The 23,541-nt window shown below is 64.2% G+C and carries 20 protein-coding genes; 15 read left to right on the top strand and 5 right to left on the bottom strand.

Translation table 11 applies throughout. From position 1 onward, the window contains the following. The 11 genes from A3A9_RS0130625 (at position 1) to A3A9_RS0130575 (ending at position 12,531) form a co-directional block, all read left to right on the top strand. A complete protein-coding gene (locus A3A9_RS0130625) occupies positions 1–783 on the top strand; it encodes an SDR family oxidoreductase (protein WP_027062041.1) in 783 nt (260 codons plus the stop codon). Next, complete coding sequence (locus tag A3A9_RS0130620) at positions 780–2,324, top strand: mannitol dehydrogenase family protein (RefSeq protein ID WP_027062040.1); 1,545 nt, start codon at positions 780–782, stop codon at positions 2,322–2,324. The genes A3A9_RS0130625 and A3A9_RS0130620 overlap by 4 nt, the downstream gene beginning before the upstream one ends. Before the next feature lie 130 nt (positions 2,325–2,454). Beyond that, on the top strand, positions 2,455–3,369 hold the full coding sequence (locus A3A9_RS0130615) for a sugar phosphate isomerase/epimerase family protein (protein WP_027062039.1): 915 nt from the start codon (positions 2,455–2,457) through the stop codon (positions 3,367–3,369). Between the two features lie 178 nt (positions 3,370–3,547). Beyond that, positions 3,548–4,582 (top strand): ABC transporter substrate-binding protein, encoded by a 1,035-nt coding sequence (locus A3A9_RS0130610; protein ID WP_027030011.1) that lies wholly within the window; start codon positions 3,548–3,550, stop codon positions 4,580–4,582. A 259-nt stretch (positions 4,583–4,841) separates the two neighbouring features. Beyond that, positions 4,842–6,392 (top strand): sugar ABC transporter ATP-binding protein, encoded by a 1,551-nt coding sequence (locus A3A9_RS0130605; protein ID WP_027062038.1) that lies wholly within the window; start codon positions 4,842–4,844, stop codon positions 6,390–6,392. Then, positions 6,389–7,360 carry an ABC transporter permease gene (locus tag A3A9_RS0130600; protein WP_027062037.1) on the top strand — a complete coding sequence of 324 codons (972 nt, stop codon included), beginning with the start codon at positions 6,389–6,391 and terminating at the stop codon, positions 7,358–7,360. The genes A3A9_RS0130605 and A3A9_RS0130600 overlap by 4 nt, the downstream gene beginning before the upstream one ends. A 217-nt stretch (positions 7,361–7,577) precedes the next feature. Further along, positions 7,578–8,564: an ABC transporter permease gene (locus A3A9_RS0130595; protein ID WP_027062036.1), complete on the top strand. Its 987-nt coding sequence runs from the start codon at positions 7,578–7,580 to the stop codon at positions 8,562–8,564. Positions 8,565–9,016: 452 nt separating this feature from the next. Continuing rightward, positions 9,017–9,193: a hypothetical protein gene (locus A3A9_RS45375; protein ID WP_082222295.1), complete on the top strand. Its 177-nt coding sequence runs from the start codon at positions 9,017–9,019 to the stop codon at positions 9,191–9,193. Between the two features lie 172 nt (positions 9,194–9,365). After that, positions 9,366–9,932 carry an OsmC family protein gene (locus tag A3A9_RS0130585; protein ID WP_027062035.1) on the top strand — a complete coding sequence of 189 codons (567 nt, stop codon included), beginning with the start codon at positions 9,366–9,368 and terminating at the stop codon, positions 9,930–9,932. Beyond that, the gene (locus A3A9_RS39810) at positions 9,932–11,236 is read left to right on the top strand and encodes an NAD(P)-binding domain-containing protein (protein ID WP_051371291.1); all 1,305 of its coding nucleotides are present in this window, start codon (positions 9,932–9,934) and stop codon (positions 11,234–11,236) included. The genes A3A9_RS0130585 and A3A9_RS39810 overlap by 1 nt, the downstream gene beginning before the upstream one ends. A gap of 272 nt (positions 11,237–11,508) precedes the next feature. Beyond that, a complete protein-coding gene (locus A3A9_RS0130575; protein ID WP_051371289.1) occupies positions 11,509–12,531 on the top strand; it encodes an aminopeptidase in 1,023 nt (340 codons plus the stop codon). 72 nt (positions 12,532–12,603) lie between these two features. Here the strand turns inward: A3A9_RS0130575 and A3A9_RS0130570 are convergent, their stop codons facing one another. Next, positions 12,604–14,136, bottom strand: coding sequence for an alpha/beta hydrolase (locus A3A9_RS0130570; RefSeq protein WP_027062033.1), 1,533 nt, complete (start codon positions 14,134–14,136; stop codon positions 12,604–12,606). A gap of 199 nt (positions 14,137–14,335) precedes the next feature. Here A3A9_RS0130570 and A3A9_RS0130565 point away from each other — a divergent pair, with 199 nt between their 5' ends. After that, positions 14,336–14,971, top strand: a complete 636-nt coding sequence (locus tag A3A9_RS0130565; RefSeq protein WP_027062032.1) for a class I SAM-dependent methyltransferase — start codon at positions 14,336–14,338, stop codon at positions 14,969–14,971. A 19-nt stretch (positions 14,972–14,990) separates the two neighbouring features. On the opposite strand, the gene A3A9_RS0130560 is transcribed toward A3A9_RS0130565, so the two are convergent. From A3A9_RS0130560 to A3A9_RS39795, 4 genes are all read right to left on the bottom strand, one after another. Beyond that, positions 14,991–15,812 (bottom strand): sulfotransferase family protein, encoded by an 822-nt coding sequence (locus A3A9_RS0130560; protein ID WP_027062031.1) that lies wholly within the window; start codon positions 15,810–15,812, stop codon positions 14,991–14,993. Then, positions 15,812–17,311, bottom strand: coding sequence for a glycosyltransferase (locus A3A9_RS41955; protein WP_152536209.1), 1,500 nt, complete (start codon positions 17,309–17,311; stop codon positions 15,812–15,814). The genes A3A9_RS0130560 and A3A9_RS41955 overlap by 1 nt, the downstream gene beginning before the upstream one ends. Positions 17,312–17,998: 687 nt before the next feature. Next, complete coding sequence (locus tag A3A9_RS45370; protein WP_152536208.1) at positions 17,999–19,060, bottom strand: DUF5666 domain-containing protein; 1,062 nt, start codon at positions 19,058–19,060, stop codon at positions 17,999–18,001. Then, entirely contained in the window at positions 19,057–19,926 is an 870-nt protein-coding gene (locus tag A3A9_RS39795; protein WP_051371283.1) for a DUF6502 family protein, read from the bottom strand. Before A3A9_RS39795 ends, A3A9_RS45370 begins: the two co-directional genes overlap by 4 nt. Positions 19,927–20,277: 351 nt before the next feature. Here A3A9_RS39795 and A3A9_RS0130540 point away from each other — a divergent pair, with 351 nt between their 5' ends. The 3 genes from A3A9_RS0130540 (at position 20,278) to A3A9_RS0130530 (ending at position 23,522) form a co-directional block, all read left to right on the top strand. Then, positions 20,278–20,706: a MucR family transcriptional regulator gene (locus A3A9_RS0130540; RefSeq protein ID WP_430515902.1), complete on the top strand. Its 429-nt coding sequence runs from the start codon at positions 20,278–20,280 to the stop codon at positions 20,704–20,706. 185 nt (positions 20,707–20,891) lie between these two features. Beyond that, positions 20,892–22,250: a sensor histidine kinase gene (locus tag A3A9_RS41950; RefSeq protein ID WP_245279161.1), complete on the top strand. Its 1,359-nt coding sequence runs from the start codon at positions 20,892–20,894 to the stop codon at positions 22,248–22,250. A 105-nt stretch (positions 22,251–22,355) separates the two neighbouring features. Further along, a complete protein-coding gene (locus A3A9_RS0130530; protein WP_245279160.1) occupies positions 22,356–23,522 on the top strand; it encodes a sugar ABC transporter substrate-binding protein in 1,167 nt (388 codons plus the stop codon). Positions 23,523–23,541 lie beyond the last annotated feature (19 nt).

The following is a 23,541-nucleotide window of genomic DNA, read 5'->3' as shown; positions in this document are numbered from 1 at the left end:
ATGGAGATCAGGCTCGACGGCAAGGTGGTTCTGGTCACCGGCTCGACGCAAGGCATCGGCCGCGCCATCGCCGAGACCTTGGCGCGCTCCGGCACGGCTGGCCTTGTGGTCACCGGCCGCAACAGGACGCGCGGCGACGCCGTGGCGGCGGAGCTTTCGCATTTGGGAACGCCGACCATCTTCGTCGCCGCCGACCTTGCAGTCCCGCAAACCCCTGCCTTGTTGGCGCAGGCCTGCATCGAGCGCTTCGGTCGCATCGACGGCCTCGTCAACGCCGCCGGGCTGACCGACCGCGCCTCTTTCGTCGATGCCAGCCTCGACGACTGGGCGTCGCTGTTCGCCGTCAACGCGCGGGCGCCCTTCTTCCTGATGCAGGCGGCGATTGCCGACATGAGGAAACGCGGACAACCCGGCGCCATCGTCAACATCCTGTCGATCAACGCCCATTGCGGCTCGCCCGAACTCGCCGTCTATTCCGCCACCAAGGGCGCGCTGGCGACGCTGACCAAGAACGCCGCCAACGCCCACCGCTTCGACCGCATCCGCGTCAACGGCATCAATGTCGGCTGGACCGACACGCCGGCCGAGCGCGTGATGCAGGCCGAGACGCTGGGCCATGGCCCTGGCTGGCTGGACACCGCCAACGCCGCGCAACCGTTCGGCAGGCTACTGACGCCAAACGACATCGCCAACCTTGCCGTCTTCCTGCTTTCCGATGCGGCCGGGCCGATGACCGGCGCCGTGATCGATCAGGAACAGTCGGTGATGGGAGCGAACCGGTGAACGCTGGTTCGACTTCGCTGGAAACACTCGGGCCGGAACTGCTGGTGCGGCTCCCCGCTGGCGTGCAGAAGCCGGCCTATAACCGCACGGCACTTCAACCGGGCATGGCGCATCTCGGTGTCGGCGCGTTCCATCGCAGCCACCAGGCCGAATACACCGACGATCTGCTGTCACTGCAGTTCGACCGCTGGGGTGTGGTCGGCATAAACATCCGCCCTCCCAGCCTTGCCGGGACGCTTGGCCGGCAGAGCGGCCTCTACACAAGGCTGATCCGCGAAAACAGCCATATCGAAGCCCGCGTCATCGGCAGCATCGTCAAAGTGGTCGACAGTCAGGAGAGTGCGGAACCGGCGCTCGAGGTGCTCGCCTCACCCGACATAGACTTGGTGACGATGACGGTGACCGAAAAAGGCTACTGCCATATCCCGTCGAGCGGTGACCTTGACCTCGACCATCCCGACATCGTCCATGACCTCGCCAATCCCGAGGCGCCGTGCAGCGTCCCCGGCATTATCGCGCGGGCCTTGGAGCTGCGCCGCGCCACGCATGGCCGGTCGATGACGCTGCTCTCCTGCGACAACATCCCGACCAACGGCGTCATCTTGCAAAATGTCGTGCGGAGTTTTGCCGAACGGCGCGGCAACGGTCTCGCCGACTGGATCGCGGCCAATGCCGCCTTTCCCTGCGCCATGGTCGACCGCATCGCGCCGGCGGTGACGCAAGATGACCTTGACAGCGTCGAGCAATGGTTCGGCTACCGCGATGGTGCCGTTGCCGTCGGCGAGCCGTTCCGGCAATGGGTGATCGAGCAGAAATTCGCCGGCCGCATGCCGCGCTGGGACCTGGTCGGCGCCACCTTCGTCGACGACGTCACACCGTTCGAGCATCTCAAGATGCGGGTGCTGAACGGCGCCCAGACAACGCTCGCCACGCTGGGCGTGCTGGCCGGGCTGGAGCACACATCCGATGCCATCGCCGACCCGCTGCTGTCGGCCTTCATCAGGCGCATGCTGATCGAGGAAACGCAGCCGACATTGATGCCGGTGCCCGGTGTCCTGCCTCTCGCCTATGTCGAACAGAGCCTTGGTCGTCTGAGGAACACAGCGATCCGCCACCGCAACCACCAGATCGCCACCGATGGCTCGCAGAAGATCGTCCAGCGCCTGCTCAATCCGATCCGCGACCGGTTGGGCCAGGGCGGAAGTATCGGCCTGCTGTCGGTGCCGGTCGCCGGCTGGATGGCCTACCTCATCCAGGCCTCGTCGCGTTTCGGCAAACGTTGGCCGGTGTCCGACCCCTATGCCGGCAAGATGGCCTGGATAGCCGACGCGACCGGCCACGATGCGCGGGCGCTGGCTTCGGCCATCCTAGCCATCGACACGATTTTCGATCCCGGCCTTGCAGCGAACGAGGTTTTTCGCGCGGCCATCACATCGGCGCTCGGCGAACTGCTTTCGGACGATCCGATGGCGGCTGTCCGGCACAGTCTGGAACAAGATGAGGTCGCGAGGTTGAAGCGATCCAAACAATCGGCATTATAAGAGTTGATCGTGAAGCCACGACAAAAGCAATTCCAGGAAAAGTGTGAAACGGTTTTCCGTCCGGAATTGCGCAAAAACAAAGGGATAGAGCGGTTCAGCGTGAAACGATGAAACGCTTTAGGGAGGCATGATGAAACTTGGACTGCTCACCGCGCCGTTCGCGGAGACGCCGCTTGCCGATGTCGCCAGCTGGGCAAGCTCTGTTGGCTTCGAGGCGTTGGAAATCGCCTGCTGGCCGAAAACATCCGGCGCGACCCGCCGCTATGCCGGTACGAGCCATATCGACGCGGGTTCCACCTCGCCCGCACAGGCCAAGGAAATCGTGGCCTCGCTGGCGGAAAAGAAACTGACCGTCTCCGGCCTCGGCTATTATCCCAACCCGCTGCATCCCGACGCAGCACACCGCGAGGCGGTCATCACCCATCTGAAGAAGGTGATCGCGCTGGCCGCCAATATGGGCGTTTCCGTCGTCAACACCTTCTGCGGCGGCGATGCCTCGAAAACCCCTGACGTCAACTGGCAGGACGCGCTGAAAATCTGGCCCGAGATCGTCGCTTATGCGCGCGGCCACGGGGTGAAGCTGGCCTTCGAAAATTGCCCGATGATCTTCAGCTACGACGAATGGCCGGGCGGGCACAACATCGCCTATTCGCCTGTTGTCTGGCGCCGCATCCTGGAAGCCTGGGGCGGCGAGGTCGGCATGAATTTCGACCCCTCGCATCTGGTCTGGCAGATGATCGACCAAGCCCGCTTCATCAGGGAATTCGGCCCCTACATGCTGCATGTCCACGCCAAGGACCTGATGATTGATCGTGATGGACTTTACGAGCGCGGAATCCTCTCGGCGGGTATAGGCTGGCAGGTGCCGCGCATGCCGGGACTGGGCGACGTCGACTGGAGCGGCTTCTTCTCCGGCCTCTACCGCGCCGGCTATGATGGACCGGTCATCATCGAACACGAGGACAGGCGATTTGAAGGCAGCGACGATCAGGTCAAGCGCGGTTTCCTGCTTGCTCGCGACGTGCTGCGTCCCTTCGTCAAGTGAGGAGAAGAGCATGTCGCCCAAAAGTGCCCAGCGGTTTTGGGGCAACGACATGCCCAGGGAAAGCATGTCGGCAACGACATGCGGAGGACAACGAGTTGAGCCGCCTGAATCTCTTTCTGAGCGACACGGTTCAACGACTTGGAACTGAAACTGAAAAACAATGTGGAGGAAGTCTGAAATGAAGAAAATACTGACCATGGTCCCGCTGCTTGCGGGTGCCGCCTTGCTGGCCTCGGTGGGCGTCTCGGCCGCCGCCGGCAAATACACGATCGGCATCTCCAACACCGTCCAGGGCAATGGCTGGCGCGAGGAGATGGTGTGCGCCATGAAGGCGCAGGCGCTGGCTTCCGGCGAAGTGACAAAACTCAACATCGCCCACCGCAACACCGATGCCGCCGGCCAGCTCGAAGACATTCGTAATTTGATCAGCGCCAAGGTCGACGCCATCGTCGTCAACCCCGCCGATCCGGCCGGCATCAAGGCGGGCCTCGAAGAAGCCACCAAGGCCGGCATCGTCGTCGTTGCTGTCGACCAGGCGGTCACCGAACCGTCGGCCTACATCATCTCCAACAACCAGGAACAGTATGCCTATCTCGGCGCCAAATGGCTGTTCGGCCAGATGGGCGGCAAGGGCGAAGTGTTCTACATGCGCGGTGCGGCCGGTGCGTCCGCCGACTCGGATCGCGACAAAGGCTTCAAGAAGGCGCTCGCCGAATTCCCCAATGTGAAGGTCGCGCAGGAAGTCTTCACCGGCTGGCAGCAGGACCAGGCCAAGCAGCAGATGCTGTCGTTCCTGGCCACCGGCACGCCGTTCAACGGCGTCTGGACGTCAGGCATCGACAACGTCATCGTCGACGCGCTGACGGAATCGCAGGCGCCGCTGGTGCCGGTGGTCGGCGCCGACAATGCCGGCTTCGTCGGCCAGTTGAGCTCGGTCAAGGGCCTCGTCGGCGCTGCCGTCACCAACCCCGGCTCGATCGGCGGTGCCGGCGTGACGCTGGCACTGCAGATCCTCGACGGCAAGAAGCCGGCCCAGCAGACCGTGCTGGTCGACCCGCAGCTGTGGGACAACGCCACCGACGAAGGCAAGGCCAAGCTGAAGGCCGCCGCCGACCCATCGCTCAGCCCCGAATGGCCGGTCTCGATCTCGATCCCCGGCTGGACGACGTACACGAAGGACCAGATCGTGGCCTGCAAGGGTCCGGGCGAGTAAGGGTCCGGGCGAGTAAGTCTCTGATATCCCTGCCTTGGAAGGGTGGGGATATCACATACGGCAAAGGCCCCCTCACCCGGATTGCCAACCGAATTGCAAAGGGCAATTCGGGGCAATCCGACCTCTCCCCAAGGGGAGAGGAGCCGGCACAAGCGCTAGCCTCTTCTCCCCCACGGGGAGAAGGTGGACGCGAAGCGGCCGGATGAGGGGGCCTCTCCACACGCGATAACCCTGCCTCACGAATCGAGAACAACCCGATTTGACCACCAGCCCCCTCCTCGACGCGTCAGGCGTCGCCAAAAACTACGGCGCGGTTGCCGCCCTGCGCAACGCGTCGCTCTCCGTCCTGCCCGGCGAGGTTCACGCCCTGATGGGCGCCAATGGTGCCGGCAAGTCGACGCTGGTGAAGATCCTGACCGGCGCGATTACCGCGAACGCCGGCCGCATCCTGATCCGGGGCGAGGCGCGCGACATCCGCTCGCCCGCCGCCGCGCGCCGCGCCGGACTGCTGCCCGTCTACCAGGAGCCGTCGCTGATCCCCGATCTCGACATTCTGTCTAATCTTCGGCTTACCGGCACGCCGGTCGAGCCGTTCCGCGCCTGGGTGCGCGAGCTCGGCATACCGGACCTCGATATCCGCGACACCGCGCGCGACATCCCGCTGGCCGTGCTGCGCGTGCTCGACCTGGCGCGCGCGCTGGCCGTCGAGCCCGACGTGTTGCTGCTCGACGAGATGACCGCCGCCCTGCCCGCCAACCTCGCCGAAAAGGTGCTGGAAGTGGTGCGCCGCCAGGGCGATGCCGGCCGCGCCGTGATCTTCATCTCGCACCGTTTCGTTGAAATCGCGGCCCTGTGCGACCGCGCCACCGTGCTGCGCGACGGCGAGACCGTCGGCGTCGTCGACATCGTGCCCGGCGTCGAGGAAAAGATCGTCGAGCTGATGCTCGGCACCCGCATCGTCAAGACCCATGTCGCCGCCCGCAGTGCTGCCGAGAAGACGGCGCCTGCCCCTGCCCGGCCACGCATCGCCGTGCGCAACTTGCGCGTCGGCACCAAGCTCAGCGACGTCTCCTTCGATCTCGCCGACGGCGAGGTCGCCGGTGTCGTGGCGCTCGAAGGCCAGGGCCAGGATGAGCTGTTCGCCGCCCTTGCCGGTTCGATCAAGCCGTCCGGCGGTACGATCGAGGTCGACGGCCAGCCGGTGAAATTCTCGCACCCGATCGACGCGATCCGCGCCGGCATTGCCTATGTGCCGGGCGACCGTTCCGAGGCGCTCGCCATGCAGCGCTCGGTCCGTGAAAACATCGCGCTGCCCTTCAGTGCCGCGCTGCGCAACTGGGGCCCTATTCCCATGCGCCGCGAGCGCGCGACAGTGCTTAGCGCCATCGCGCGGCTGCAGATCGACACCCGCGCGCAAGGCGAGGTGCAGCGCCTGTCCGGCGGCAACCAACAGAAGGTCACCATCGCCCGCTGGATCGCTGCCGACGCCCGCACCATCCTGTGCTTCGACCCGACGCGCGGCATCGATGTCGGCACCAAGCAGGAGATCTATAAACTGCTGCGCGAACTCGCCGGCCACGGCAAGTCGGTGCTGTTCTACACCTCGGAACTGGAAGAGGTGCAGCGCGTCTGCGACCGCGTCATCGTCATCTTCGGCGGCAGACTGGTCGACATCTTTCCGGTCGAGGAGGCCGACGAACCGGCGCTGATGCGCGCCGCCTACGGCCTGCCGCGCGGCGCCAAGGCCGATATCGGTATTCTGGCCGACCCCACGGCCAACGCTTCCGATGCGCCGGGAGCGACGCCATGAACCACTTCCTGCGCCGCCAGGGCTGGGTCGTTGGCCTGTTCGCCCTCCTCATCGTGCTGTTCATCGCCACCAGGATCATCCAGCCGGCCTATGGCAGCAATGATTTCGGCTCTCTCGCGCGGGCTGTTTTACCATACGCCTTCGCCGTCGCCGCGCAGACGGTGGTGGTCATCGCCGGCGGCATCGACCTCTCCGTCGCCGCCATGATGGCGCTGACCAGCGTCACCGCCGCCTCGATGATGGCCGGCGCTTCCGAGGAATACGCGCTGTTCGTGGTGCCCTTCGTGCTCGCCATGGGTTTTGCCCTTGGCGCGCTCAATGGCCTTTTGATCGTCGTCACCCGCGTGCCCGACATCGTCGTGACGCTGGCCATGCTGTTCGTGCTGCAGGGCGCTGCCTTGCTTGTGCTCGACGCGCCGGGCGGCGGTGCGGCCGAATGGCTGAAGGCGCTGATCTCGGGCACCGTGCCGATCCCCGGCCTGCCCGACGCCATCGACGCCTGGCTGCCCAAGGCGTTGCTGGTGCTGATCGTCTGCCTCTGCATCATCTGGATACCGCTCAGGCGCTCACGCCTCGGCCTCTCCATCTACGCCATCGGCTCCAGCGAACTGGCGGCGTTCCGCTCAGGCGTGCCGGTCAAGCGCACCCGCATCATCGCCTACGCGCTGTCTGGCCTGTTCGCCGCCTTTGGCGGGCTGGCGCTGACGCTCAGCACCGGCATCGGCGCCCCCATCCCCGGCCCCTATCTGCTGGCCAGCGTCGCGGCAGTCGTGCTGGGCGGCGTGGCGCTCGGCGGCGGCAAGGGCGGCCTCCTCGGCCCCATCGTCGCCGTCTTCGTGCTGCGCCTGGTGCGCACGGATCTGACGCTGCTCGCCATCGACCCCAACGTCACCGCCATCATCGAAGGCCTGATCATGGTGGCGGTGGTGATGTTCGGCGCGTTTATTACGATGCGGGGGCGGCAGTGATCGGGAGGCATCAACGTGCCATTCTTCCTTCCCCCCTTGTGGGGGAAGGTGGATTGCCGCGCAGCGGCAAGACGGATGAGGGGTGTTCCAGCGAACGCCAACGCCTCACTCCGCTGGAGCACCCCTCATCCGTCTCGGCGCTATCGCGCCGATCCACCTTCTCCCACAAGGGGAGAAGGGAAAGATGCGTCGCGCCAACCCTATCGCGAGCCACCCCATGAGCACCACCGCGATCACCCCCGCCCCCATCCCCCTCGGCCGCCGCGTAAAGCGCTTCATGGCCGATCGCCCTTCGGTCCCGCTGATCATCCTGCTCATCATCCTGGTGGTGATCCTGCAGATCCTGCGCCCCGGCATCGTCAACGAGCGCTGGATTGGCAACACCATCAAATTCGCCATTCCGCTGGCGATCCTCGCCGGCTGCCAGACCATGACCATGCTGACCGGCGGCATCGATCTCTCGGTCGGCACGGTGGCGACGATGAGCGCCTTCATCATGGCCACCCAAGTGGTCAACCAGGACCCGGCGGTGGCCTTCCTGCTGGCAATGATGCCGGCGGTGCTGATCGGCCTCGTCAACGGCATCGGCGTCGGCGTCTTCCGCGTCCACCCGCTGATCATGACGCTGGGCACCAGCCTGATCGGCACCGGCTGCCTGCAGGTCTACCAGCGCACGGTGATCGCGTCGGGCGCCAAGATCCCCGACTTCCTCGCCTGGCTCGGCACCGGCGTCACCTCAGGCTTCCCCAACGCCCTGCTGCTGTTCGTACCGCTGGCCGCACTCATCGTCTTCACGCTCGCCCGCACCGGCTTCGGCCGCCTGCTCTACGCCGTAGGCGACAATGAGCGCGCAACGCGCCTGTCGGGCGTGCAATACTGGCAGGTCATCACCGCGCTCTATATCACTTCCAGCGTGCTCGCCGGCATCACCGGCCTGCTCTATATCGGCCTGATCAAGGCCCCATCGCTCTCGCTCGCCGAACCCCTCGTCCTGCCCTCGGTCGCCGCCGCCGTCATCGGCGGCACCTCCATCTTCGGCGGCCGCGGCGGCTACACCGGCACCATCATCGGCGCCCTCATCCTGACCGTGCTGACGACGCTGCTGACGATCCTGCAGATGCCGGAAGGAGCGAGACGGATCCTGTTCGGGCTGATCGTGCTGTTCGTGACGGCGGCTTATCTGCGGATTGTGGAGGAGCGGTAGGGATAGGCTGAGCCGGGAACGCTGCCGGCCTGACAGGGTGCAGGCAATGGCGGCAATCATCTCTCGGCGCGGCTTTACTTCATCCCCGCAAACATCTTCGCGCCCTCACCCGCGCCTTGCCATCGCCCTATCCCGGATTGCGCCGCCGTCGTCCTGAAGCACTGTAGCGTTGGTGCGCACGTCTCCTCACCCGCCCTTCCGCACGTCACCGTCGATGGTGTGGAGCAGCATCCTCACGCGTCATCGTCCCCGCCAAAGCCGTTGGCGACAGTAAAACCGGGCCCTGACAATGGTTTGCGCCGGCCATCCGAAACTGTTTTCAACATCCTGGACATTGTTACGGAACGACGGTTTTCGTGCAACCTTCCAGATACAAATGTGGAGCATTTAACATTCCGTCGAACGGCAGCCGCATGTTTTCGCGGCGGCCCAACGCTCTACAGGAGAAGACCATGTCACTGTTTGAAACGCTCGCCCGCTACGGGGCGGCCTTCAAAAACGCCCGTGAAGCGCGAAAATCCGAACGGGTTCTGAACAGCCTGCCGATGGAAATTCAAAAGGACATCGGCTGGCCGGTCGCGCACCGCCGTAAAAGGCTTTCGTCGAACACTTGGGGCAAGAACCCCTGAACGAAGCCCAGCGCCCATCGAGGCCGAACCCTGGCCTCGGCCTGCAGGAAAAGCCCGGCATGGTATCGGACGATTCCACGCTGCCTCCCATGCTGCCTACAACACGCCCGTGAGAAGACAGTCCGGGCGCTGCAAGATCTGAATCTGTCCCCCATAAACAGGAGTACGACCCATGACCAAACACACGCAAACCGCCACCAACGGCGTCAATGTAGCCGCTCTGCTTGGCGCCCGCGAGGCTTTGAAGGACGCCCCGGACGCCGCCCGCTTCAAGTGGCGGGCAACGAGCGAGTGGGTGAAAGGAACTCACAATCGGACCACGGTCGACGGATTCTTCGGCCTGGGGCAGGAACAGAAGCATCGCCAGACCTACAAGTTCGAGTCCGACCACCCCGAAATCTTCGCATCGGAAGACAAGGGGGCGACGCCGGTGGAGTTTGTGCTGGTCGGCCTGGCTGGCTGCCTGACGGCTGGCATCGCGGCTGTCGCGCAAAACCGCAACATTCAGCTCCACTCGGTCAAGGCGACACTTGAGGCCGGCATGAATATCCAGGGTATCCTCGGCATCGATCCGGATGTGCGCAACGGGTTCGACGGGATCAAGGTGCACTACGATATCGACGCCGACGCTAGCGCGGAGGATATAGCCGCACTCGTCGCGCAGTCGCAAAAACGTTCGGCCGTCTTTGACGTTATCGCCAACCCGACCGATGTCACGGTTACGTCGAAAAAGTGCTGATGAGCGAAAGAACATCGCGCGGGATCGCCGGCACCGTTGACGTCGTCGTCATCGGTGCCGGTCACTCAGGCCTGGCGCTGAGCTATCTGCTCGGCCAGCGCTCGCTTAGCCATGTTGTTCTGGAACGAGGTGAGATCGCGAACAGCTGGCGCACGGAGCGCTGGGATTCGCTGCGCCTGCTCACGCCCAACTGGATGGCGAGGCTGCCCGGCTATCCATACCAAGGCGACGACCGGGACGGCTACATGAGCGCCGGCCAGCTTGCTGATTTCATTTCCCGCTATGCCACATACATCTCCGCACCGGTTTTGAAGAACACCCCTGTCAACAGAGTTGCGCCGAGCTCCCATGGCTTTCGGGTGGAGGTGCCAAACGGCGACTGGCTTTGCCAGACCGTCGTGCTGGCGACGGGCGCCTTCAGCAAGCCGGTCATACCGAAATTGGCCGAGGCGATGCCGGCCACGATCGAACAGCTGTCGGCCCATACCTACCGCAATCCGCGTCAGCTTGCTCCCGGCGGCGTGTTGGTGGTCGGCGCATCGGCGACAGGCCTGCAGTTGGCGCAGGAGATCCAGCTGAGCGGCCGGCCTGTGACGCTGGCGGTCGGAGAACACGTTCGGCTACCGCGCGTCTATCGAGGTCGCGATATCCAATGGTGGATGCTCGCGACCGGCGTGCTCGACCAGCGCGTCGAAGACGCGGATGACCCCGACCGCGCCCGAAGAGTGCCATCGCCGCAGCTTGTCGGCACACCCGAGCGCGCCACGCTCGACCTCAATGTCTTGCAGCGACAGGGCGTGAAAGTGGTGGGGCGACTGATGGGCCTTCGCGGCTCCGTGGCCCAGTTTTCCGGATCGCTGCGCAATGTGTGCGCGCTTGCCGACCTGAAGATGAACCGGCTGCTTGCGTCGATCGACGAATGGGCGGAGGCGAATGCACCGTCCGGCATCGGTCCCATCGAGCGCTTTGCCCCCACCGCAATCGGCGAGCCGCCACAACTGGAGCTTGAACTTGGCGAAGACATTCGCACGGTGCTATGGGCCACCGGTTTTCGGCCGAACTTTTCATGGCTGGACTTGCCGGTCTTCGATCGCAAGGGCGAGCTCAGGCACGATCGCGGTGTTGCCGACGTTCCCGGGATCTATGTGTTGGGCCTGCCATATCTGCGTCGCCGGAAATCGAGCTTCATCCACGGCGCCGAGGACGACGCCAGGGAACTCGTCACGCATTTGACCGGCTATCTCGACAGGACGGCCAGGCGTGACCCGCCACCGCGCCCCGCGTTGCGGCGGTTGCCAGGCTGAACATACTGCAGCAAGCCTGCCACCGCGCCGGGGGCTGGAGGCGGCCCTGAGCAGGCCGGCCCACCAGGCGCACGCCAGGCGGTCGGCGGCCCGGCGCGAAGGTTTCGAATGGTCGCCTTGCCAGTCCTGCCAATTCGAAAGTCTGCCCCCGCCAGGTCTTGACGAAAATCGGTGCGCCTGACACGAGGTCAAATGGGCATTCGCGCTGTGGACGACGAGCAGGCGGTGGGCAAGCTGTGAAGCGCTTTTTTCGATTGCTTGCCGCTGTGGTCATGGCGTCCGGCGTGGCCGGGTGCACCAGCGTTTCCTACTATGCGCAGGCGCTGGAGGGCCATGTACAGATCTTGGCCGCGCGGAAAAATGTCGGAAGGCTCATCCACGATCCTTCGACGCCTGTGGCATTGCGCACGAAGCTGACGTCGGCGAGCGCCATACGTCGCTTTGCCACGGATGAGCTGGCGCTGCCCGATAACAGCAGCTACCGCAGCTATGTCGACATCGGTAGAGACAACGTGACCTTGGCCGTTTTTGCCGCGCCGCGGTTCTCGCTCACGCCGATAACATGGTGCTTTCCGGTCTTCGGCTGCGTTCCGTACCGGGGTTACTTCTCCCAGAACTCCGCGGTTGAAAGTGCTGCCGAACTGCAGCGACAAGGGCTGGACGTCTACATCTCGGGCGTCACCGCCTATTCCACGCTGGGCTGGTTCAGCGACCCGCTGCTCAGCACCATGCTGCGTCAGGACGCCATGTATCTCGCAGGCCTCATCTTCCATGAACTGGCGCATCAGGAAATCTATGTGAACGGCGACTCCGCGTTCAACGAGGCTTTCGCGGTCGCCGTCGAAACAAGCGGGGTGAGGAAATGGCTGCGCGCCACCGGCAATCGCGCCGGATTGCGCAGTTACGAAGCCGATCGCAAACGCAGTGCCGACTTTCTCGGACTGATCGCGAAAACCCGGGACGAGCTGACGCAGATCTATGGCAGCCCCCGCACCGCGCAGCAGATGGCTGCCGCCAAAACAGCCGCGATCGACAGGCTGCGGGTGCGCTACCGGCAAATGCGCGACAGCCGCTGGGCCGGATATCGCGGATACGACGCCTGGTTCAACAGCCCCATCAACAACGCAAAGCTCGCCGCGACGTCCGTCTATGGCGAACAGGTTCCGGCGTTCCTTCGGCTGTATGATTTGTGCTCAGGCGATTCTCCAAGGTTCTACGCTTCCGTTCGGCGGATCGCGGCATTGCCACAGGCTTCCCGAGCGGAGGCACTGAGGAACGCGACGACGTGTGATTGACGAGCACGGCTTCCCCGCAAGCTCGCCATGACCAACGCCGGCTCTGGCCGACAAGCGGGCGAGCGGCCTGCCTCACCGTCCGCTCGTCATCGCCGCGATCGTCTCCAGCAACACGCCCTGCTCGCCCACCCAGAACCAGTGATCCTCCCCCTCCACCTCGACAAACCGCGCCCCTGCTATCCTCGCGGCCAGATACTGCCCGGCCTCGACGCGCACGGCGCGATCGCCGGTGCTGTGCAACACAATCGTCCTGGCCGAGACTTTTGACAGCAGCGGGCGGACATCGGTGTCGCGCAGTGCCTGCAGCAGGCCTGCCACCGCACCGGGGCTGGAGGCGGCTCTCAGCAGGCCGGCCCACCAGGCGCGTGCCTGGCGGTCGGCGGCGACGCTGGGTGCAAAAGTTTCGATTTCCGCCGGGCCGCCCCAACCGGCGAGCAGGCGCTGTTGCCAGAGGTCGTATTGCGCCGATGTGAGCGCGAAGGGGTAGTCGGGCGCGTGGCTGCCCTTGGCCAGCGAGCCCCACAGGACAAGGCCGGTCAGGCGGTCGGGGTGGTCGACGGCAAAGCGGATGCAGCCAGGCCCGCCCTCCGAGGCGCCGACCAGCACCGCGCGGCGGCTGCCGGCGGCGTCCATCACCGCCAGAATGTCGCGCGCGGTGGCCTCGACGGTCGGGCGGGCGCCAACGCGGTCGGACAGGCCCATGCCGCGCCGATCGAACAGGATCAGCCGGCCGAGCCGCGACACAGCATTGAGCCAGGCGCGGCAGCTCCTGTCTTCCCAGATGCGCTCGACATGCGAGATGAAGCCGGGAACCAGCACGATATCGGCCGGGCCGCTGCCTATGGTCTGGTAGGCGATATGGATGCCGTCCACCGCGACATAGCGGGTTCTCGGCACCTCGGCATCGCTCGCGCGCAGCAGAGCCAGCGTGGCAGGGTCCGGCGCCACGCCGAGTTCGTCGCGCAGCAGCCGCGCAGAGGTTTCGCCCTGGCGCTCGGCCGCCGCCCGGTCACCCGCCGCCAGATGGGCGCGGATCAGGTGGCGGTGCGCGCTTTCGCTCAAGGGGTCGAGTGCGGCCAGGCGCGTGGCGTGGACTACAGCGCCGCGCGCATCGCCCCCGGCGATCCTGGCTTCGACCAGCCGCTCCAGCGCCTGCACCAGGCGGCTGCGCAAGGCCTCGCGGCGGAAGAACACCCATTCCTCGAATTCGGGACAATCCGGCAGCGAGAAGCCGGCGAGATAGTCGCCGGTGTAGAGGCCGGCGGCCTCGTTGAGAAGACCCGCATCGCAGGCATGTTCGAAGGCGCCTGCGTCGACCTCGACGGAGAGCGCCGGGCGCAGGCTGAGCGATGCCGTGCTGGCTGATATGACCTCCTCGCCGAACGCGACGCGGATCTTGTAGAGCGTGCGCCGCAGGCGGGCACGAGCGGCTTCGGCGTCGGCTTCGGGCCACAGCAGCGTGGCAGCGACGTCGCGCGCCACCGATCCGCCGGCTTCGGCGAGATAGATGACGAGTGCTGCCGCTTTGCGCAGGGCAAGCTCGACCGGCCGACCGTCCAGCCGGAACTCGGGAAAACCCAGAAGTCTGAGTTGTATCAGCTCCATCGATCCGCACGCGGCCGCGCAAGGGTTTCGAGAGGACGTTGAGGGGACGCCGGCCTTCTATCCATCCCCGCGAAGTCGAGCCGATCCGGCCCGATCAACTCCCTTGGAGCGAGAAATGTCACCGGTCAATACATCAAGCCATCGCACAGCAGAACCGCTTGCCGGCGAGGCCCCTGCCGCCGGGCATGGAGGCTGAGCCATGTGCCAGACCTGTCTCTCCTGGTACGCGCGCTGCGTCGCCCCCTACCTCGTCCACGCCGGCTGTTCGGCCGGCGCCTTCGCCCGGATGCGCAGACGCATCATCCCGCTGGCGGAAGGTGTCGTCGTCGAGGTCGGCTTCGGCTCGGGCCTCAACCTTCCCTACTACGATGCCGCGAGGGTCAAGCAATTGATCGGCGTCGATCCCGACGGCACCATGCTTGGCCTCGCCGCGCCGAAGAGCAGCACCTTGCCCTTCCCGGTCGAATGCATCCGGGCCGGCGGCGAAAGCCTGCCGCTGGCCGATGGCTGCGCCGACACGGTGGTCGTCACCTATGCCTTCTGCACCATTCCGGACCCTCAAGCCGCGCTGAGCGAAATCCGGCGCATCCTCAAACCTACGGGCCAGCTGATCTTCATCGAGCATGGCCAGGCCCAACGGCCGCACTGCCGCTTGTGGCAGGACCGCCTGAACCGGCTCTGGGGATCGCTCGCCGGCGGCTGCCAGCTCAATCGCGATCCGCTGCACCTGATCCGTGCGGCCGGTTTCCGGGTTGTCGAGGTGCAGCGCGGACGGTTCCCTCTGCCCTTCTGGCACTTGGGCAGCCACCACGCCGGCATCGCGGCGGCAGGCTGACCGGCCTTCGCCGGTGCCCTCACCAGAACCCGACCAGCGACCGCAGCAGGGCCTTGGCGCCAACCGCTTCGCGGCACGTCTGGCGAAACCCGGCCCGGCCCGTGGCATCGAGCACATCGTCGTCGACGGCGCGCAGGATGGTGTTGGCGTTGCGCCATCCGATCCTGGCCAGCGCCGATGCCAGTTCGGCGCGCGCGGGATCGAAGATCTTTTCATCGCTGAGGCCAGCGGCCTGGTCGATGTCATTGCTCGCGTCGAGCGTTTGCCTGGGAACTTCGACCTGGCAGCGGACATCGAAAGGCCTGACACGGCCGAGGAAATGCGAGAGCATGTGCAGCGACAGGGCCGGTTCTGAAACAAGCGCCTCATAGCGCACGAAATGCACCGGAGCGCCGGAGCGGTGAAGCGCATCCATGGCGAAATAGAACTGGTTCCAGTAGTCGGCTGGCGAATGGAACCTGTATTCCATGCGCTTGGGCGCGGTGAAATCCTGCCTGACGTCGAATGGCTGCTTGAGAAACGAGCCGAGATTGCCGTTCGGCTTGAAAATCGTGTCGTTCCTCGCCAGACGGAACCACGACAGGATCTGGCTGACGGGATCCTTGCTCAGGACGACGATGGGCATACCTCCATGGTCGATGTCGCGCCCGTTCATCAGCGCCGGAAAGATGCCGTGTTTCCAGAAGCCGTGGTCGAAGACGACCGGTACCCCGAGATAGCGTTCGAGAAGATACTTCGCCAGATTGGTGCCGGAGCGCGGCGTTCCCATCACCCGCACGGCATCCATGCCAGGCTGCACGCGCGCGCCACTGAGCGTCGACATATCCACAATGCTTCCCATCATGCCCTCCGAAAAACGTCGGCTGCCAATACGCCGGGCTGCCTGACCTGCCCGGCCACCACCGGATGCGGCCCGTAAATCCTGGGCACGAGATCGTCTGAAGTGATCCCTGCGACAGGGTCGGCTCCGGCGGCCGGGTTGGCTTCCGCGACAGGGGCAACCTCAGCGACAGGGTCGATTGCCGCGACATGGTCTACGATGGTCGCGAAAAACGCCCGCTCGCGGATCGGGCGGTATCGCGTTGCGATGGTGTGGCGCAATTCGGCGAGCCAGACCGGATCGGTGCAGGCTTTGGTGACCGCGGCGCACCAGGCTTCGACGTCGTGCGCGGGAAGCGTCGGCATCAGGCCTTGCGTCGCCTCCGTCAGCGACGGCGCGTCCGAAATCAGGACCGGCAGGCCGAAATCGAGACACTCGGCAGCGCCCAGGCCCCAGCCTTCGACCGCGGACGGGTAGACGCTGAATTCAGCGTCCCGGTAGAGCTCCGCGAGCTCCTGGTCGCTGAGGTTGGAGCGGAACTGGACATGCCCGGCAAGCTCCGGATGCTCAGCCATGAAGGCGGTAAGCTCCTCATACATCCAGCCCCATCGGCCGCACAGCACAAGCGTCGGCAGTTGGTCTCTTAGGAGAGGCAAAAGCCGGTGCCAGACCTTGAGCAGCAGGATGTGGTTTTTCCGGATCTCGATCGTCGAGCAATAGAGGACGAATTTGCGGTCGCGTTTGTGCCGCTCGGTGGACATGCCGCGATCCGCGACGCCTTCCCGCAGGAAGGCGCCGGGCGATGCCACGGCCACGTGCGGTATCAGGCGAAGCCCGGAGGCCTTTGCATGGCATTTCACCCTGTCGGCGGTGTATTTCGACACGCAGACGAGCAAGTGGGCATTTTCCAGCTGCCATGCCGTGTTGCGGACGAAACCGCGCGCGTGATGCGGACCGACGAATTGCGGGAAGTCCATCGGAATGAGGTCGTGCATCAAGGTGAAGATGCCGCATCTGGCTTTTGCCCTGAGCTTCCTGGCGGCGAGTTCGTGCACGCTTGCGCTGGACAAAAAGCACAACGCGTTTTCGTCCTTCAGCGGATCTCCGGTGTCGAGCCGGCTTGGGCGGAGCGCCGACTTCGCGATCTTGAAGAGCCGGATGGCCGTCTTGGACAGCTGAAACTTGACCCCGCGTCGCTTCTCGCAGCCCGAGAGGAAGCCCGCCGCCACGCGATCGAACTCGCGTCCGCAGGCAAAGGGTGCCTCCCGCATGATCGACAGCACTTTCCACAGCCGCGCCAGGTACGAGCTTCCCTCATCTCCAATCGGTTGCGGCAGATCACCGTCGACGAGCCGCCGGAGGTAGCGAAGTTCCGCTTCATCGAGCCTTTGACCTTGCCCCCTTTTGTCGACGATGAAGAAGCCGACCGGCGAGGCCTTCCATCGCAGCGCCTGGCGAATGAGCGCTGTTTCGACGCGCGGGATGCCGACAGGCGGATGCGGCCCCCAGCGAAATGGCAAGGAAGCATCAATATACAATGTCTTCAATGGTTTACCTTCGACGTTGCTGCACCGAAATCAAATCAGTCCGGAGGCAAAAGAAATCCGTGGCGGCCAAAGCCGCATTCATTTCAGATTTCGCTGCCCTTGTTCCGATTGAGGCCCCGGAGCTTCGTGTACGCTTTCCCGGGATGCTGATTTCATGTATGTGGGAAATTTACCCACGTCAAGAGTACGTGATTGACTTGTGGGCTATTTTCCCACATATTGAGTCCCGTCAGCGACATCCGAGGACAAGAGACCAAGACATTTCATTGGATTTCAGCGGACCGTCCGCCCCCCGCATGGTCCGCGGAAAGCAGCCGTACGCGAAAAAAGCTCACCCCCTACAACGAGCCCCGGTACGGCTGCACCGGCCGGTTCCGTCCATCGCAAAGGACGGACCGGCCGGATTATCGCTTCCGCCATAACGTTGCTACCTCCATCGCTTCGTCATCCTGGGACGGAGCAAGGAGCAAAGCGACGCGGCGCAGACCCCAGGATCCATGCCGGGACTCGCAAGCGCTGCTACGGTGCAGAATTCTGCACCGCTGCACTCCACGGTTAAGGTCACGGAATGGATCCCAGGGTCTCCGCGACGGAGCTGCGCTCCTGCTTCGCCCAGGGATGACGACGTTATGGGCGGCTTCGGGGAAATAATGAACGGCTTTAAGGCCCACCCGGCCCGCCAGGGCCACCGCCCGGTCCTGCCGGCCCCCCTGGTCCTCCAGGTCCTCCAGGTCCTCCAGGTCCACCCGGTCCACCCGGCCCCCCGGGAGTCGAACCCGGCGGCATACCACGCTGGTTTGGTGACGGCTCGCCGGCGCCCTGCCCGCGCGACGCCGATACGATGTTGCCCGCGCGATCAAACCCGACCTCGATAAAAGCCCGGACGGCACCGGTCGATTTCACATCGCTGTCCAGGTTGTCCATGGCGATGCCCAGGCCTGACTCCAGCCTGCGTCCACGGCGCTGCACAAACGTCTCGTAGAGAACATCAGCGACATGGGCCTGCGGAACCGGCGCTTCCGCTTCCAGATGCACAACCTTGTATCCGCCGACGGCCTTGGCGAGGGTCAACTGAACGCGGCGATTTGCCAGCGGCGACGGTCCGGTCCCGATCTTGAGCCGTCCGACCAGCAACGCCCCCGATCTCACCACCGCCAGGCCGCGAACCAGATAGGGCTGCTCATGCACCCTCACCTCCATCAGGCTGGCGACGATTGTCCCGTCGGGCCGGCGAATGCCATGCACGGCCACGATATCGCCCGTGTTAACCTTCACTGCCTCCGCAAGCTGGCTGATGTCGACCTGCTGTCCCAGCACCCGTATCGAACCGGCGGTCTTGCGCTCGACCGGCCCCACCACCTCGCTGGTGACATGGATCGAGGAGGTCACCACGCGATCGGCCTCCTGGACCACCGCGACGCGCACGACATGCCCGATCTTCAGCCTGTTGGCGGCAACGCGCACGCCGTCGATCCAGACCGGCACGTCAGCCTGGTACTGAACCCGCACGCCGTTGACGAAAATGCTGCCGAAACGCTGTATCGTTCCCACGATGCCGGTGCCGCCAATGCCCTGGTCGCTGTCGGTGCCCGCCGTCCAGCCGGTACCGCCAATGCCCTGGTCTTTCGACGCTTCGCCCGCCCTTGCCACGATGCTGAAAAACATCGCCGGCATGGCGGCTGCGAGCGTCAGGAAACCCCGTCTCGTCGGCCTTCCGCTCATGCCGTCTCTCCGCCGGCATCCTTATTCTCGGGCTGCTCCTCGGCAACCAGCGACGTGCCGTCGGCGGTGAGGATATAGACACCCCAGTTCCACCGGCTGGTCCCGCCCGGATCGCTTTGAATGGCCTGGTTGGCGTATTTGTTGAGGCGCAGCAGCGTTTCGACCGCGATCTCCCGGCTGTAGGCCTCGAGCGATCTGGCCAGGTCCTCGGAGATGCCGTCATAGTGGACGGCACGCTCCAGGAAGGGCGGAGCGTCGGCCAGAACGTTCTCGACCGAGGCGGCCGCATGGTCGCCGAGATTTCGGGCAAAATAATAAAGCCGGACCTCGCCGTCGCCGCGCGGCACCATGGCCCCTTCCATCAGAACGATCCGGTCCTTGCTGTCGATTTCAACCAGCTTTCGGTCGAGCCAGTCGTCCAGAACGGCACGCGGCCTGAGATCGCGGGTCACCGATTCCACAAGGCCGGCAAAGGATGGCTCTCCCGCCTCGCTCGTGCGCGCCAGCGGCAGGGGCGTGCCCTTGGCGTCGACGAACAGCGGATCGGCAAGCCAGCGCGCGACGATGGCGCTCGTCCTGGAAACGGAATCGGGCACCACCCGCACCGGTGCGCCCGCCCCTCTCAGCCGGCTGACTTCCTTCCTGTGCACGCCCGTCAGCAGACTGACCCTGGAGTCGGTCTGCTGCTTGTCGGGCAACGCGAATTCATGCTCGGCCACATTGACGTAGAGCTGGCGCAGCAGATCGACGAAGGCTGGAAACGTCACCCCGCACTTGATGGCCAACCGCACCAACGGGCGAAGAACCCGGTTCAACGCGTTCTGCACGCCCGCGGTATCCAGATATTGTCCCGCCGATCTGCTCATCGTCGTCCTTCACTCGCCAATCGCGAAATCGATCATTCATCCCTCGGAAATCCCTGCCGAAAATAGCGCGTGGGAAATGCTTCCACAAGGGCACGGGATGGAGAAGCGACATCGGCGGGCTTCTGTCGCGTCAATTCCGGTTCCAGCCCCCCGACGGGGAACCGACGCTTCGACTTGGCCAAATCATCTTGGTTCACGCCAGTTGACACGTGTGAAATTTTCCCACAACTATGACCCGACAGATGTAACCACCAGACCATGCTCGTCAAGGAGAAGCCTTTGAAGAAGCCTTATGTCAGACCAACCATCGTTCGGGCCGGGGGGATTTTCGAAGAAACGCCTGATGAAGTCATCGACGGCGCCGGCGCATACGTCGGAAACGGCAAGCATATCGATCCGGTCATTTCCATAACCGCCGACATTGTCTCGTCCTATGTCTCGAACAACCCCATTCCCGCTGCCGAGCTTCCTGACTTCATCGGAAAAATCCACGCTTCGATCCGGAATATTTCGGATGGCGTTGCCGATGGCGGACCCGACGAGATCAGATATGCGGTGCCCGTGAAAAAATCCGTCACGCCCGATTTCATCATCTGCCTGGAGGACGGCAAGCGTTTCAAATCGCTGAAGCGGCACCTCGAGTCCAACTATGGCCTGACGCCGGACGAGTATCGAAAGAAATGGAACCTGCCGTCCAGCTACCCGATGGTGGCGCCGAATTATTCCGCCACCCGCTCGAAACTCGCCAAATCCATGGGGCTGGGGCGAAAGGTGAAGTAGTTTGTTTCGAGGCGGCAAAGGCATCTTGCCGCTTCGCCAGCACCAAGGCTCCCCTGCTCCAACTCCTCGGCGTTGGGGTCGCCGAGTGCGGTGGCCAGGCGAGTTCGACCGGAGTCTCAACATCCCGACTTATTAGCCTTCACTACAATATGGCGCGACGCACTGAAATCGGGCAGGAGTATCCCATGCCCCTGTCCAGTCGTAGCCTTGTTCGCTTCACCTCCGCCGCCTTGCTGATCGGGTTTTTGGCCCTGACAGCCATCGTTGCCATGAACTTCTGGCTCGGCGAGCGGGCGCAATCCTATTTCGACGATGCGATCGCGGCACGCGACACACGCATAGCGGCGGTCGAGCTGCGAAATGCCTTGCAGACAGCAGAGGCCAGTCAGCGGGGCTTCATCATTACGGGAAACGAGATCTATCTTGCGCCCTATCAATCGGCCAAGGCTCAAGCCGAGCGGCGCCTGCTCGCGCTGGAGACCCTTCTGCCGGCGTCTTCGGACTCCGACGCAACCTTGCAGCGCCTGTCCACGATCATCTCCAGCAAATTCGACGAAATGGACCAGACGATAACCCTCAAGCGCGATCAGCGCGACGAGGACGTGCTGGCCATCTTTCGCACCAACAAAGGCAAGGCGCTGACCGACGAAGCCAATGTGTTCTTCTCCGGCATCATCGTCAGGGCCGACGACAGGCTGACATCGGGCGTTGCCGAACAACGCGCCAATACCGCCTTGCTCAGGCTCGTGTCGGCCATCGGTGCACTCGTCATCGTGGCCGTGGTCAGCGGCGCGGCCTATGGCGTGGGACGCTACACCAGGGAGCTTCGCGTCACCCGTGACGAGGTCAACACGCTCAACCGCGACCTCGAACAGCGCGTAGCCACCCGCACCGTCGACCTTGCGCATGCCCGCGACCGTGCCGAAGTGCTGTTGTCCGAGGTCAATCACCGGGTTGCCAACAGCCTCGCCCTTGTCTCGTCGCTGGTCAAACTCCAGTCGAAGGCGCTCGACGATCCCGCCGCCAAGGATGCCCTGGCGGAAACGCAAGATCGCATCTTCGCAATCTCACTCGTGCACAAGCGCCTCTACGGCGCGGGGGCCGTGCGTTCGGTCGCGCTCGACGAATATTTGAGCGGTCTCCTCGACCATCTGCGCACCTCGCTGCGCAGCCAGGTTCATGGCGTCAACCTGTCCTACGGCATCGACCCGATCGAGCTCGAAACCGACATCAGCATCAACCTTGGCGTCGTGGTCACCGAGCTTGTCACCAATGCGTTCAAATACGCCTATCCCGACGCGGTTGGAGAAGTCCGGGTTCATCTCAAAAAGCTGGCAAATGAGCAGGCGGAACTGGTCGTGGAGGACGATGGGGTTGGCCGCGCCGAAGGCGCGCCCGCCAAGGGCACCGGTGTCGGCAGCAGGATCGTCAACGCCATGAGCATCAGCCTGGGTGCAAAGATAGAGTATCAGCAGCGTCATCCCGGCACGGCTGCCCGCCTGGTATTTTCGACCAAACCCCGCAAGGGCGACCGGGCGGCATAGGACGTCGGATACCGCGAAAAACGCTCCTTCTCGCCAGTTCAAGCGACCGCTTGCGGAAAGAGCCCCTCCCTGCTTTATCTCTGGCGGAAACGGGGAGGATTTTGGATGCCTTTCGATGGAAAGGATATCGGGAGAGGCTGGCCGGCGTCATTGCGCTTTTTTCTCTTCATGCTGGTCCTGTCGATCTGTGGCCTTGACCTTGCCAGCGCGCAGGATGGCCAGCCGGGCATCACGCAACGCACTGTCTTTCCCGCCTTCGATCCGCATGCGCCGGCGTGCACGCCGCCACCGGGGCTCAACAAGGTGCTGGCCTACGTTCAGGAAAACGATCGCGATTTCCTGCAAGGTGTCGATCATGGCCTGGCCATGGCGGCCAGGGATCGCGGGCTGGAATATCGCAGGCTTCTGATCCAGAACGATACGGCCAAGGCCATCGAGCAGATACAATCCCTGCTTGGGGGCAAGGTCGGTGGCCTGGTCGCCACCTCGTCCGATCCCGCGGCGATCAGCCACGACCTTCAGAAAACGATCTGGTCGGGAGCGTTCGTCGGCACCATTGTTCCGCCACCGGCCACCTTGCTGCTCAACGCCCCACAATACGCGACGGGCAAGGTGCTCACCGACGCAGCCATCGCCCACATCGACGCCAGGCTGGGTGGCAAGGCGAATGTAGTGCTGCTGACGCAGGACTCGATGGAGTTTCTGGCGCCCCGGTTCGAAGCCATGCGGGACGGCCTCAACGCAATGCCCGGTGTGACGATCGTGGCCGACATCGCGCCCAGTCCGGTGACCAAGGAAGGCGGCTTCGAGACCATGAAGACGATCCTGCTGGCAAACCCGAAAATCGACGTTGTGCTGGGCGGCGACGCGGTGGTGTTGGGTGCTTTGCAGGCGCTTCGCGCGGCTGGAAAGGACCGGCCTGACCAGTTTCTTGGCGGCATTGATGGCGAGCCGGAGGCGGTGGCCGAAATCAAGAAAGGCGACAGCCCATACAAGGCCAGCATTTCCCTGTCGTCACCCGTCTTCGGCTACGCCATGGGCCAGTTCGCCGCCGACTGGCTGGACGGGAAGAGCATACCGCAAGCCATGGACATCCTGCCCATTGCGCTTACCAGCGGCAACATCGCCCAGTATGAGGCAGATCTTGCAAATCCGGCGCCCGTTTATGCCGATCCGGCTCGCAGGAACAGCTATCTCAAAATGTACGGCAACATCTGCTACGACACGCGCGATCGCTACGTGAATTTTCCGTGGTCGTCGGAGCGGAAGTGACCTATGCGGATCAGCTCGA

It is taken from the genome of Mesorhizobium loti CJ3sym (assembly GCF_000472785.1).
Taxonomy (GTDB): Bacteria; Pseudomonadota; Alphaproteobacteria; order Rhizobiales; family Rhizobiaceae; genus Mesorhizobium; species Mesorhizobium loti_E.
This window is presented reverse-complemented; position numbering and strand designations above follow the sequence as displayed.

Excerpts from the sequence above, each read along its gene's own strand:
- A3A9_RS39795 (WP_051371283.1), bottom strand. The coding sequence starts at position 19,926 with ATGAGCAGATCGGCGGGACAATATCTGGATACCGCGGGCGTGCAGAAC.
- A3A9_RS0130565 (WP_027062032.1), top strand. The coding sequence starts at position 14,336 with ATGTGCCAGACCTGTCTCTCCTGGTACGCGCGCTGCGTCGCCCCCTAC.
- A3A9_RS0130585 (WP_027062035.1), top strand. The coding sequence starts at position 9,366 with ATGACCAAACACACGCAAACCGCCACCAACGGCGTCAATGTAGCCGCT.
- A3A9_RS0130610 (WP_027030011.1), top strand. The coding sequence starts at position 3,548 with ATGAAGAAAATACTGACCATGGTCCCGCTGCTTGCGGGTGCCGCCTTG.
- A3A9_RS0130600 (WP_027062037.1), top strand. The coding sequence starts at position 6,389 with ATGAACCACTTCCTGCGCCGCCAGGGCTGGGTCGTTGGCCTGTTCGCC.
- A3A9_RS0130615 (WP_027062039.1), top strand. The coding sequence starts at position 2,455 with ATGAAACTTGGACTGCTCACCGCGCCGTTCGCGGAGACGCCGCTTGCC.
- A3A9_RS0130570 (WP_027062033.1), bottom strand. The coding sequence starts at position 14,136 with ATGGAGCTGATACAACTCAGACTTCTGGGTTTTCCCGAGTTCCGGCTG.
- A3A9_RS0130595 (WP_027062036.1), top strand. The coding sequence starts at position 7,578 with ATGAGCACCACCGCGATCACCCCCGCCCCCATCCCCCTCGGCCGCCGC.
- A3A9_RS0130560 (WP_027062031.1), bottom strand. The coding sequence starts at position 15,812 with ATGGGAAGCATTGTGGATATGTCGACGCTCAGTGGCGCGCGCGTGCAG.
- A3A9_RS39810 (WP_051371291.1), top strand. The coding sequence starts at position 9,932 with ATGAGCGAAAGAACATCGCGCGGGATCGCCGGCACCGTTGACGTCGTC.
- A3A9_RS45375 (WP_082222295.1), top strand. The coding sequence starts at position 9,017 with ATGTCACTGTTTGAAACGCTCGCCCGCTACGGGGCGGCCTTCAAAAAC.
- A3A9_RS0130575 (WP_051371289.1), top strand. The coding sequence starts at position 11,509 with ATGGCGTCCGGCGTGGCCGGGTGCACCAGCGTTTCCTACTATGCGCAG.
- A3A9_RS0130625 (WP_027062041.1), top strand. The coding sequence starts at position 1 with ATGGAGATCAGGCTCGACGGCAAGGTGGTTCTGGTCACCGGCTCGACG.
- A3A9_RS0130530 (WP_245279160.1), top strand. The coding sequence starts at position 22,356 with ATGCCTTTCGATGGAAAGGATATCGGGAGAGGCTGGCCGGCGTCATTG.
- A3A9_RS41950 (WP_245279161.1), top strand. The coding sequence starts at position 20,892 with ATGCCCCTGTCCAGTCGTAGCCTTGTTCGCTTCACCTCCGCCGCCTTG.
- A3A9_RS45370 (WP_152536208.1), bottom strand. The coding sequence starts at position 19,060 with ATGAGCGGAAGGCCGACGAGACGGGGTTTCCTGACGCTCGCAGCCGCC.